We start from the raw sequence: 8501 nt of genomic DNA, 5'->3' as shown, positions 1-8501 counted from the left end.
ACCCTTGTCTGAGCCAGTCACACAGTGACTGGCGAGTTTGGGTGAGCGCCACATGTCGCGAGAAGCGCAGGGTACCCGCGCAGCGGGCAAACCGTTGCCGGCGAAAAGGCACCCCGCCCGGGACGATTTCAACCACCCTTTGTTGATAAGCAGGATATGGATTCCGATGCCGGCCTGCACCGGGATAACGGGAGCCGGGCCGGAATAACGAAAACCTAGCTTCCGTACAATCCAAGCGGGTCATCCGGGTTGACGCCGTCCATGAAGGGAATACGACGGTCGCTGTGGGTCACCTGGTAGACCAGCCCCATCCAGTTGCCGACAACCGCCTCGGCGGTATCGTGCCAGGTGTTGTCCAGGATATCGGTCAACTGCGCTTCGGGGAACGCTGGCAACTCACTGGCCTCCGCACAGGCTGCTTCAAGACGCAACCGATACTCGTTGAGCAGCGCCTGCGCACGCAAGCCCAGATAGTTATCCGGAAACGGCGGGTAGTCGGAGCGTTGCCCGTTCGTCCACAACAGCACTTCGCGTTTGTATTCTTTCAGCAGTGACACGGTGTCGTATTCCGGGTGCCCCTGGAAAAACACCACGCGCAGACCATCGTGACTGGTCGCAAGATGAACACCCACCTCGCTCTCCACCAACACGTGCAGCCCGGCATCGTGGAACTGCCCCGGTGTGACCGCATTCCAGCGCGAGTGAGGGACATCGAAGCGTGTGTTGACGTCGTTGACCAACGGGTGTTGTTTATCCACCACGCGGTGCGGGAATACACCCCACACCTTGTCACCCTGGTGAATACGCACCTTGTTGTGCCTGAACTGCAGGACCGCATGGGTTGCCAGGCAGGAACACAGGGTCGAAGTCACATGCTCGTACGCCCAGTCGACCACGGTTTTCAACGGCTCCCAGAATGGCTGATTATCCAGTCGGGAACCAACGACGTTGGCACCGGTGATAATCAGTGCATCCAGGCCCTTCTCGCGTATCGTCTCAAAGGGTTCGTAATAGCTGTCGATGTAGGCCTGTGCGTCAGCGCCACGCTCCAGTTCAGGCAGTGTAAAAGGATGCACATAAAACTGGGCAATCGGATTGCTCTCCCCGATCAACCGGAAAAACTGCCGCTCGGTCGCCGCCAGCGCCGCGTCGGGCATCATGTTGAGCAGTCCCACGTGGAGTTCGCGGATGTCCTGCTTCGCGGCACGATTCGGCGCGAGCACACGCGTCCCTTCCTGCTTGAGGCGCTCGAAGGTCGGCAGTGCATTGTGGGCAACCAGCGGCATGGGATCAGTCCGTCCGTGCGATGACGGTTTCCAGCAGCTTGAGGAAATCCTGCTCGTCGCGCACTTGCGCCACTTCACGGGATGTCACGGTATAACCGTGCGGTTTGGCAATCGCCTCGTAACGTGGAATGCGCGAATGGAACAGGCGCGGGAACACCCAGCGGGTAAAATCGTCGGGATCCATTTCAGCCGCATAGCTCAAGCCCTGCTCCGCCAGGTAGATATCCAGCTGCCCGGTCAGGAACCCGGGGCGAGAGTAAAGCGGTTTGGGGTCACTTTGCGCACGCTCGATAAGTTTCTGTTCCTCTTCCTTGTCGGTGACCTGGATATAAAGGATCAGCGTATGCTCAACCAGCAGATCAATGACTGACGGTTCTTCCAGTTCGCACAGGCTGCCGCCCACATCGTTTACGAAATGTGAATAGCCATAAATCTCCCGCGCCTTGCGGATAAAGGCCGGCACATCGCGCATGGCGGCAATCTCCGCTTCGCGGTACTCGGCCTGGCGACGCACAAACTCGTCCAGCGGCACACCGCCGCGTTCCGGGTCACCCAGTTTGCCGACAAAACTCAGCACCGGGCCGAGGTCATCGACCTTGATGTTGTTGCGGATATAGATCCAGTCGCGGCGCAGCAGGTCTTTCAGAAACGGCACCTGCATGGCCTGCTGCTTGATCAGGTCAAGAATGGCCTCGTCGAGATAGCGGGTGCCAATGCGGTAATCGCCCGAATAATGGAACCAGTCATGCCCGCACAGCAGCGACGACAGATAGGTCTTGCCGACCCCCGACATCCCCAGCAGGGTTACCTTCTTGTGCTTCCAGGCCCGAAACCCGTCGATATCGAATTTCACCGCTACCACTCCGAAACAGGGGAAAGCGTTTGATTATGCGGTATTTACCTCCGCTCTGAAACACCCCGGAGAGGAAAATCCACAAAACACGGCAGCCAGCGGAAAATTTCCTTCCAGCAGACTTTGCTGTATGGTGGCTGCTGATTTTTTACCAGCAGGCTCGCCGGGCCGAGGAACATTTCCATGCAGATTGAGCAAAACAAGGTCGTCACCTTGAAATACACCCTGAAAGACAACGACGGTAACGTCATTGATGAATCCAACGACGGCAGCTTTGCCTACCTGCACGGCGCCAATAATATTATCCCCGGACTGGAAAACGCGCTGACCGGCAAAAGTACCGGCGACAAGATGGATGTAGCGGTATCCCCCGCCGAAGGCTACGGCGAACGCGATGCTGAGAAGACCCAGACCGTGCCGCGCAACATGTTCCCGGAAGATGTTGAAATCGAAACCGGCATGCAGTTCCATGCCCAGGGCCCCGGCGGTGAAACGCTGGTCGTTACTGTGGTCAAGGTTGAAGATGACACAGTGACTGTCGATGGCAATCACCCGCTGGCTGGTGTTGCGCTCAACTTCGACGTTGAAGTCATGGATGTTCGCGATGCTTCGGAAGAAGAACTGCAGCACGGCCACGTACACGGCCCGGGCGGGCACGACCACGGCTGATGATCGGTCACCGCTTCAACTAAAATACTCCCCCGTCATTGCGACGCGCAGCGAAACAATCTCCCACTGCCTGGCACCAGGTTCAGTAGATTACTTCGCTGCGCTCGCAATAACGACTCGGGTAGATACACTAAACGCTTTTCCTCAACCACTATCCCCACAGTTCTCAATCTCGAACTCCAGCGTTGAGTGAGTAATATCAAAAGACTCACCGAGCCTCTCCTTCAGCGCTTCCTTGATCCTGGCCGTGTCCTCAAACCGGTCAATAACGACATGTGCCTCCAGTGCACTGCGGTGTTCATCAATCTGCCATAGGTGAACATGGTGTACATTCCGTACACCCTCCACGCTTTCCATGGCCGCTTTCACATCGGCAACCGACAGGCCCTCCGGCGTCCCTTCCATCAGCAGGTGGATGGTTTGTGGCAACATACCAGCCGCCTGGTAGAGTACGTATACCGCAATAACCAGCGTCAACAGGGTGTCTGTCCAGTACCAGCCATATAACAGAATCAGACTGCCGGCGATCACCACGCCAACCGACGCCAGCGCATCGGACACATTGTGCAGAAATGCAGCACGAATATTCATACTGTGCTTCGACATGGTCCAGGTCAGCACGGCGGTTGCCACATCAACAATTAATGCAACACCGGCAACGATGACGACGATCCAGCCTTCAATAACCTGCGGCTGGAAAATACGCCAGACGGCCTCATAAACCAGGTAAAGCCCAATAATCACCAGCGACACCAGATTGACCAGCGCCGCGATCACCTCGGCACGCCGGTAACCGAAAGTTCGCAGGTCATCCGCCGGCTGGCGGCCTATCCTGCGCGCCAGCCAGGCGATCAGCAGTGAACTGGCATCACTGAAATTATGCAACGCATCGGCTACCAGTGACAGACTGCCGGACACGATACCGCCCACCACCTGGACCACCGTAAGCAGCATGTTGGCGACAATGGCAAACAACAGCCGGCGGTCACCCATGCTTTCTATATCGTGCTGATGTACGTGACCGTGGCTCATGCCGGCACCGCCTCGTCCTGCAAATATGTCTGTCTCCGGTAGAACCTGGCAACACCCACAAATAACAGGGAGGTCAGCAACATCAACCCGGTAAAGAACAGGTAATAATCCGCACCTTCCAGTTTGCTGCTGCCGTCAGGATTCTGGATCAGGAAATTCACTGCACTGGTAAACAGGTTGCCTGCCGCAATTGACATCATGAAAAACGCCATCACAAATGACTTCATACGCCTTGGCGCCTGGGTGTAGGAAAATTCCAGGCAGGTGATCGATACCATCACCTCTGCACTGGTCAACACCACATAGGCCAGTAACTGCCAGCTGATCGATGGCGCTGCTCCCGTATCGATCTGCATCTGTACCCAGGTGGGAATGGAAAATGCCAGCACGGTAATAAACAGCCCGGCACCGATTTTTCGTAGCTCGGTCAGCTTCCAGTAGCGGTTAATTGCAGGGTACACCCCGTAGGAAAACAGTGGGATCAGTATCATCACCAGCAAGGGATTGGCTGCCTGTATCTGTGCAGGCAACACTTCCACCCCGAACAGGGTGCGGTCCATGTGTTGTGCCTGTAACACCCAGGCCGAACCCGTCTGGTCAAACAGCGCCCAGAACATGGCGACAAATACATAGATCAACGTCAACCGCGACAACGCCAGCAACCCGTCGGCACTGAAAACCTCGCGCAAAAAAGCCTTGCCGCCCGGTGGCACGTGAACGAAGCGCTTGCGCCCCATCCAGAAAACAATAGTGGCAACCAGCATCAACACACCAGGTACGCCAAACGCCCAGGCCGGGCCATGCGTTTCCATCAACCACGGTGTCGCCAGCATGGACAGGAAAGCGCCAAGGTTGATAGAAAAGTAGAACCAGCTGAACACCCGCGACAGCAGGTATCGATTCGATGCCCCGAACTGGTCCCCGACGTGCGCCGACACACAGGGTTTGATACCTCCGGAGCCGAGTGCAATCAAACCGAGACCGATGGCCAGCCCCACGCGGCTATGATCCAGCGCAAGCGCAAGGTGTCCGAGAACATATACCACTGACAACAGAATGATGGTGCGATACTTGCCCAGCCAGACATCGGATAACAGTGCACCGAGCAGCGGCGTGAAATACACCGCTGACACAAACAGGTGATACCAGCCCTTGGCCGCTTCCTCGCCCATGACGGCCAGTGAGCCTTCACTGTCCAGCAGGTACTGCGTCATGAATACCACCAGGATGGCACGCATACCGTAAAAACTGAAACGCTCGGCAGCCTCGTTGCCGATAATAAAGGGGATACCTGCGGGAAGATCCGTGCTCGCGACAGGCGCGGTGCGATAGACGCTCATGCAGTGATCATAAACGTCGGGGCTGTAAATTCCTATATGGCAGAAATTTCGTTCTGCGCGGACCGTATCAGGCGCTCCTTGTCGGGACGCCGCAGTTTCTTGATAGCCAATTCCCGGCGAGTGGCACTGCTGCGATCGTGACCACTTTCCAGGTACACCAGATGTTGCGGCTGGCGGCCACGGAAATAACGCGCGCCACGCTGGCTGGCATGCGCCTGCATCCGCCGCTCAACATCGTTACTGATACCGGTATACAGTGAGTTATCACTGCACAGGATCATGTACACCTGCCAGTCACTCACGGGTAATCCGGCACCAGCGTCTGGCCACACTGACGACAGTGGTAGCGTGCCTCACCACGCTGCACGCGGTTGTGGCGGCAGGTGGTAATCTGGTGTGTCTGGCAACCGCAGCGGTAGGCAAACCGACGCTGCCGCCGTACCGGCAGGCCAGTCAGGTCATAGCGCGCCGTCGCGCGGGGTTCAGCGCCGAGGGAACGCATCACCGACCGCCACTCAACCCCGTGCGCACGCACCCGGCGCAGGCCCCACAACTGGTCAACCACGAAGTGTGCCACCTCGTGCGGTACTGTCTCGTTGAGGTTGTCATTGAAGTAGCGCGCAAAAATCCACGGGTTGTAGCGAATGGCCGATTTACCACGCAACACCCGGTACTGGCCGGCTGCACGGCCCGAGAGATCGAACTGTACCGGCGGCATAATGAAATTGCGCTCGAACAACCCGGCCGCCTGCACCACACAGGTACGGGTTGCCTCTCGTACCTGAGCCTGCTGTGCAATATCGATGGATTCGGATGACATGACGCAATGATAACCAAAAACCACCGACACGGGGATTGGATATACTGTCGCCATGGGACGCTACCGACCACCACAACCCAAATCTTCGCTGTACATCACGCGTGCCGGCTACGAGTGCCTGCAGCAGGAACTTGCCGACATCTGGAAACGCCGCGCCGAGGTCACCAAAGCCCTGTCCGCCGCTGCCGCCGAGGGCGACCGCTCCGAAAACGCGGAGTACATTTACCGAAAAAAAGAGCTCCGTGAAATCGACCGGCGCATCCGCTACCTGCAAAAACGCCTGCCGGACCTGAAAGTGGTTTCCGAGCCGCCAACTGACCGGGAACGCATCTTTTTCGGCGCCTGGGTGACGCTGGAAAATGATGACGGTGAAGAAGTCACCTACCGCATTGTCGGCCCGGATGAATTCGATCCGGCAAAAGGCTGGATCAGCATGGATTCACCCATGGCCCGGGCACTGATGAAAAAAACACGGGATGAGGAAGTGACATTACGGATCGGTGAACAGGAAACATGCTATGTGGTACTGGACATCAAATATGACCTGTAGTCTACCGCTCAGATACCCTGCAGTGTGAAGTAGAAGGTAGCGCCCTGCCCCACGTCTGCCTGCGCCCAGATACGCCCGCCATGCCGCTGAATAATACGTGCAACAATCGCCAGGCCAATACCCGTGCCTTCGTATTCCTCCGGGGAGTGCAGGCGCTGGAAAGCCATGAACAGCTTGTCGGCATAGCTCATATCAAAACCTGACCCGTTGTCGCGGATGAAATACACCGTTTCGCCATCATCCCTGCGGCTTGCGAAGGTGATCTCTGCCACCTCTTTACAACTCGTGTACTTCACTGCATTACCCAGCAGGTTCTCAAGTGCGACCCGGAGCAATTGCCTGTCGCCTGAAACATGGCTATCAACATTAATCTGTACATCGATCTTTCTGTCCGGGTGCTGCTCTTCCAGGTCATGCATAACTTCTTCTGCAAGTGCCTTCATATCAACCGCTTCCGGGCGTATATCGGTACGGCCAATGCGCGACAGACTCAGCAAATCATCAATCAGGGTCGCCATGCGCTGTGCGTTATAGCGTATACGTTGGAGTTGACTGATTCCTTTACCATCAAGAACGGCTGAATAATCCTCCAGTAACATTTGACTGAAACCGTCAATAGCCCGCAGCGGTGAGCGCAAATCGTGAGACACCGAGTAGCTGAACGACTCCAGCTCCTGGTTACTGGCTTTCAACTCCGCCGTGCGCTCATCCACCCGGACTTCCATATCGTCCCGACTCTGCTGAAGCTCCTGTAACAATTCACGGTAACCATTGGCCAGCACGCCCAGTTCATCGGTAGACAGGGGTATCAGCTCGGAAGGATCAAGACTGTCTACAGGGGCCTCACCTTCTATCATCCTGTTTAGCGGCGCCAGTGACTGGCCAAAACTGTGCACGAAAACCAGGCTGCCGGCGATAGCCAGCAGCTCAAGCACAAGCCAGACAAGAAAAGTCTCAAAAGTGAAAAACCCGGTACGCGTCCAGTAGTACTGGACCAGCATGGTATCGATTAACAAGGGCACCAGCGCACCGACCAGAAATATCTTTGTGCGGATTGAAACATGTGGGCGGGTGAGGTCGAGGTTCCCCAGAGCACGCCCGAACAGATCGAGCATCAGGAAGAAAATCGGCAACCCGACAATGATGGAGACAATCAGTGCAACGAGGTGCATGCGGAACCAGTCGACGGGTTCGGCGACATAGTCCGTATAAAGCTCGGCACTGATAATGACCGAACTTGGGGCCAGTGCCAGGTAGACCAGGAAGATAGACCAGAAATACAGCGGGAACCGCCGCATACTGGCCAGCGCCCGTTTCGCCGTATCTTCTCCGGGCGACACAAGCCATTCATTGACGGGCCGTATATAACGAGGGAAATACCAGGCAGCGAATACCACCCAGCCAAGGGCGTAAACCGACTCTATCGGCGAGAGCAGAACGTCCAGTGCCTGCTGCGGGGTAAGTATCTTGATAAATAGAATAAAACCAAAACCGATGATCGGTGGCAATAACCACGTTGCCAGTATCAGGCGCAGAAAGTTACGTCGAAAAGCTTCGGCTTTCATCATTGTCCGTAGTATGCCAGCTACTGCCGGAATATCTATACAATTTAACGGGTAATTCTGCTTTTACTTTTTCGCCCGGCCTTGCCGCGTTTTCCTTCCACTGGCGCATCAGGCAACCCGGTATGCCGGGTACGAAATGTCTTGCCCCTGACGACCTTCCCGCGTCGTCCTTCTTCTGCCTCACCGGTACCGCGTGGTTGCCAGGTGGGAATAAGGTGCTTCTTGCCATTACCAATCAAATCAGCACGCCCCATGCGTTTCAGCGCATCACGCAGCAGCGGCCAGTTGTTAGCATCGTGATAACGCAGGAACGCCTTGTGCAGGCGGCGCATGCGCAGACCCTTGGGGATCGGCACGGTTTCACTGTTGCGACGTACACGGCGCAG

General features: G+C 56.4%; 10 protein-coding genes. 2 read left to right on the top strand and 8 right to left on the bottom strand.

What is annotated here, in order from left to right:
* Positions 1–215 precede the first annotated feature (215 nt).
* Positions 216–1286 carry a homoserine O-succinyltransferase MetA gene (gene metA, locus ACW81B_RS12420; protein ID WP_491580538.1) on the bottom strand — a complete coding sequence of 357 codons (1071 nt, stop codon included), beginning with the start codon at positions 1284–1286 and terminating at the stop codon, positions 216–218.
* Positions 1287–1290: 4 nt separating this feature from the next.
* Positions 1291–2139 (bottom strand): ATPase, encoded by an 849-nt coding sequence (locus ACW81B_RS12415; RefSeq protein ID WP_491580537.1) that lies wholly within the window; start codon positions 2137–2139, stop codon positions 1291–1293.
* Between the two features lie 183 nt (positions 2140–2322).
* Between ACW81B_RS12415 and ACW81B_RS12410 the strand changes: the two genes are divergently transcribed.
* Positions 2323–2808 carry an FKBP-type peptidyl-prolyl cis-trans isomerase gene (locus ACW81B_RS12410; RefSeq protein WP_491580536.1) on the top strand — a complete coding sequence of 162 codons (486 nt, stop codon included), beginning with the start codon at positions 2323–2325 and terminating at the stop codon, positions 2806–2808.
* A 144-nt stretch (positions 2809–2952) separates the two neighbouring features.
* On the opposite strand, the gene ACW81B_RS12405 is transcribed toward ACW81B_RS12410, so the two are convergent.
* The 4 genes from ACW81B_RS12405 to ACW81B_RS12390 are packed head-to-tail and all read right to left on the bottom strand — an operon-like array spanning position 2953 to position 6000.
* On the bottom strand, positions 2953–3840 hold the full coding sequence (locus tag ACW81B_RS12405) for a cation diffusion facilitator family transporter (protein WP_491580535.1): 888 nt from the start codon (positions 3838–3840) through the stop codon (positions 2953–2955).
* A complete protein-coding gene (locus tag ACW81B_RS12400; RefSeq protein ID WP_491580534.1) occupies positions 3837–5180 on the bottom strand; it encodes a POT family MFS transporter in 1344 nt (447 codons plus the stop codon). Before ACW81B_RS12400 ends, ACW81B_RS12405 begins: the two co-directional genes overlap by 4 nt.
* Positions 5181–5212: 32 nt before the next feature.
* Positions 5213–5482 carry a GIY-YIG nuclease family protein gene (locus tag ACW81B_RS12395; RefSeq protein ID WP_491580533.1) on the bottom strand — a complete coding sequence of 90 codons (270 nt, stop codon included), beginning with the start codon at positions 5480–5482 and terminating at the stop codon, positions 5213–5215.
* Complete coding sequence (locus ACW81B_RS12390) at positions 5479–6000, bottom strand: SprT family zinc-dependent metalloprotease (RefSeq protein ID WP_491580532.1); 522 nt, start codon at positions 5998–6000, stop codon at positions 5479–5481. The genes ACW81B_RS12395 and ACW81B_RS12390 overlap by 4 nt, the downstream gene beginning before the upstream one ends.
* Before the next feature lie 52 nt (positions 6001–6052).
* Here ACW81B_RS12390 and greB point away from each other — a divergent pair, with 52 nt between their 5' ends.
* On the top strand, positions 6053–6550 hold the full coding sequence (gene greB / locus ACW81B_RS12385) for a transcription elongation factor GreB (protein WP_491580531.1): 498 nt from the start codon (positions 6053–6055) through the stop codon (positions 6548–6550).
* Between the two features lie 8 nt (positions 6551–6558).
* On the opposite strand, the gene ACW81B_RS12380 is transcribed toward greB, so the two are convergent.
* Both ACW81B_RS12380 and ACW81B_RS12375 read right to left on the bottom strand, forming a co-directional pair.
* Positions 6559–8118, bottom strand: a complete 1560-nt coding sequence (locus ACW81B_RS12380) for a sensor histidine kinase (protein ID WP_491580530.1) — start codon at positions 8116–8118, stop codon at positions 6559–6561.
* A gap of 41 nt (positions 8119–8159) precedes the next feature.
* Positions 8160–8501 (bottom strand): DUF3362 domain-containing protein (locus ACW81B_RS12375; RefSeq protein WP_491580529.1); only part of this gene is annotated, 342 nt, incomplete at its 5' end.

It is taken from the genome of Thiogranum sp. (assembly GCF_058323355.1).
The sequence above is the reverse complement of the archived record's forward strand: the minus strand, read 5'-3'. Positions and strand labels throughout refer to the sequence as shown.